Origin of the sequence: Paraburkholderia sp. UYCP14C (assembly GCF_004197395.1) — a bacterium.
Lineage (GTDB): Bacteria > Pseudomonadota > Gammaproteobacteria > Burkholderiales > Burkholderiaceae > Paraburkholderia.
Genome location: NZ_SELS01000215.1, coordinates 1 through 1902, shown reverse-complemented (window position 1 = coordinate 1902; position 1902 = coordinate 1). Strand labels below are relative to the sequence as shown.

At 52.3% G+C, this 1902-nt stretch carries 1 protein-coding gene and 1 pseudogene; one reads left to right on the top strand and one right to left on the bottom strand.

Features of this window, described 5'->3' with window-relative positions; translation table 11 throughout:
- Positions 1 to 191: 191 nt before the first annotated feature.
- On the bottom strand, positions 192 to 1406 hold the full coding sequence (locus EVC45_RS44345) for a hypothetical protein (protein WP_129964330.1): 1215 nt from the start codon (positions 1404 to 1406) through the stop codon (positions 192 to 194).
- Positions 1407 to 1800: 394 nt separating this feature from the next.
- Here EVC45_RS44345 and EVC45_RS47490 point away from each other — a divergent pair.
- A pseudogene (locus tag EVC45_RS47490) lies at positions 1801 to 1902 on the top strand (IS6 family transposase); the annotation flags it as partial.

The following is a 1902-nucleotide window of genomic DNA, read 5'->3' as shown; positions in this document are numbered from 1 at the left end:
GCCCTCAGGGCGGCCTGTCGCTACTTCGCCGGCGCATTGCGCCATGGCCGCGCGCGTCGTTACCATGTCGATCACTTCGCAAATCACACTTCCGCTTCGCGTTGCCTGTCTTGCCAACTCATGCATTTCATGAAACATATGCATTACTGATCAAATGCAACTTCAGTCTGCTTGAAACCCGCAATCAGTTGTCAGCCACCGCGTGGTACATGGTAGAGCGTAATATCAAGCCCGAACGGGTTGTAAGCATTGGGCTCCCGTTGGCCAGATTGTAGGACGGCCCTGTAGCGCTCACCGTAGATGTCAAATTCTGTCTGCGGCATATATTGGTATGGTGCCAAGCCTTGGTTACTTAGCACGCTGATCAGCGCGTCGGAGGCGCTCTGGTTGCCGTGATGCCAGTTGGTGCCGACGAGATTGCCGATCTCTGGGCGACGCGGGTTCAGCGCTGAAGGCTCGTTCCCTGTACTGCTGTATGGATCGTACGCTTGGGACGGGAGAGGGGGGCTCCAGGGAAGATAATAACCAGGTGGGTACGATTCACTCACGCCGTACTCGTCATGCGGCTGGTTCACTGAGCCACTTGGCGTCTGCGGCTGCTCCCAAGGAAGACCCTTAAAAAAGTCGGATCCGGGAGTATTGCCGAAACCTTCATCGCCATACGGCAGGTTTATTGACGACGGGCCTCCTTGGTCCCAATCGGGCCACGAATGCGATGACGCATTCGAGAAGGGTTGCGAGCTTCCTGCGTTCCGCTCGCGCGTTACCGTCAGCCCCATTCCTTTCACCGTGTTAATTGCATATTTTATCTTTTTTGTTCTTTGAGGGTATACGCTCAGATACGTTTTCATATTTGCTTTCAAACGCGCATCTTGGCTTAAAAGCTGGTTGACCGATGGCAAGTTTTGCGATCTTAGCCATGTGCTAAAGTTGCGGAGCGCTAATTCGATATCTTTGGCCGATGTAGACTCATATAATGTCGGTGCCCGATCAATAAATGATCCAATGAGGGCTTTATCGTCTTCGTATGCGCTCAATTCGCTTTTGTTTTTAAGGCGAAACCTTTCGTTCGTGCGAGCGCATTTTAAGGCGCGTTCACACGGGCTGGAAAAAAGGCCGTCCAGCCCGCGAGCTGCTTTATCCAGGGCAGGGTCGTCAAGTCCTCGATGCACGATACCGCGGCCAGTTTTCTTTATGAGCGCATTACTTAAACGTGTCAGCTGGTGAGCAAAGTCATTGACATTACCCTCCTTTAACCCCCTGGAGAGACTTTCATTTTTAAAATCTTCAATAAATTTGCTATCTTGCTGATTGGATGCCTTTTCCTCATCCTTGCCTGGGGCATGGAAAGTCCGGCGAATCCCCCCAGCTTGTTGCCCTAGGTTACCTTTCCGCTCCAGTTGCATGCCATTCAACCGCTGCAGGAGTACGTCAGATGGCTGTGCGGGGGTGCTAGGTGGTGAAGCTGGCGGAGAGCTGGCGCGCCCCTCTTGTTCCACTTCCTGAGGTGCTCGCAGCGTTGAGTAGTCTCTAATATAACTTTCGGTACCCCATAGCTTCCACGAATTTGGGTCCAATTTCTTCCCCTCTCTTCAAGAAGAACATAGAATTGCATTTCTCACCAAAAACAAGTCCATCGGCGCGCAGCCATGGGCGGCGAAACGAAATTGGTACATCATAAATCTGTTCGAAACACAGAAATGGGATGCAAGTTGCGGTCGAGGCCGGATTTCGGGTTGTGGTGCAAATAGCGCTCAAGGATCGGTTAGAGTGTCGCCTTGACCGATTTGAGGAGCCGCGATGAACAAGCTGAAGAGTCTGGACGAGCTATTCGCCGGCCGTCATTTTGACCGTGAGGTGATCATTCTTCGTGTGCGCTGGTATCTGCGCTACAAACCCAGC